Source organism: Rothia sp. HMSC072E10, from assembly GCF_001813965.1.
GTDB classification, from domain to species: domain Bacteria; phylum Actinomycetota; class Actinomycetes; order Actinomycetales; family Micrococcaceae; genus Rothia; species Rothia mucilaginosa_A.
Genome location: NZ_KV814476.1, coordinates 22,212 through 23,261, shown reverse-complemented (window position 1 = coordinate 23,261; position 1,050 = coordinate 22,212). Strand labels below are relative to the sequence as shown.

Annotated in this window: 1 pseudogene; it reads left to right on the top strand. The window is 59.5% G+C overall.

The annotated features are described in order from the left end of the window. Positions 1-1,050 (top strand): annotated as a pseudogene (locus HMPREF2944_RS09305) (type IV secretion protein Rhs); the annotation flags it as partial.

The following is a 1,050-nucleotide window of genomic DNA, read 5'->3' as shown; positions in this document are numbered from 1 at the left end:
CCGGCCTGATTCACCGCGTGGTGGCTAGCACCGGCACTGTTGAGGTGACGAACTACTACGACCCGACCGGCCGCATTACCGAGCAGGACACCGAATACGGTCGTCGTGTTCGCTACCGCTACCTGCCGAACGGCATCACTGATATTTCGAATGAAGATGCTTCTTACACGAACCTGTGGATTAGCGACCAGTACGCACGCCTGACCGCTATCGTTGACGCGGAAGGCGGGCGTGCTAGCTATGCCTACGATGACTTTGGCAACCGCGTGAGTGTGGTGGACCGCGATGGTTCCCGCACTACTCGCTACAGCGATAAGCGCGGCCGCATTATTCGTGAGGTCACCGATGAGGGTGCTGAAACCCTCTTCGCCTATGACGAGCATGACCGCGTGGTCTCCGTGGCAATGAGTGCTATTGAGACGGACCCGCGCGCACGCCGTGCCGCCCGTCTGGCTCGTCGTGCCCGCTTGGAGGCTGAGACCCAGGGCCGCACTTTTGAGGGTGTTTCGGGGCAGGAGTCTGCTCAGAGCCCTGCCGTGAGCCCGATGACTACGGTGACTTACGAGTACGCGAATGATTTTGAGCGTAACCCCTCTTCCATGACCGACGGTAACGGTCATGTGACCCGTTTTGAGTGGGCTGACGGCCTGCTGCAGCGCGTGGTGAGCCCTGAGGACGTTACCGTCTCCTTTGAGTATGACGAGTGTGGTCTGCTGACCGGTATTCGTAACGCTGAGCAACAGCTGACCCGTTGCGAGTACTCTGCTGCGGGTCACCTGGTGAAGATTGTTTCTGCTCTTGGCTATGAAACTAAGTTCACCTATGATTCTGCCGGTCACATGGTGTGCCGTCAGGATCCGGATGGCTCCCGCTGGCGTTTTGAGTATGCAGCTGGTGGTCGCCTGGCTGCTTCGGTGGACCCTGCCGGTGCTCGTACCGAGTACGAGTACGGTCCGAGCGGTGACGTTGTGGCAGTGGTTGACCCGCTGGGCCGCCGCATGGAGCGTTCCTTTGACACGAACGGCAATATTGACCGCATTACCCTGCCGG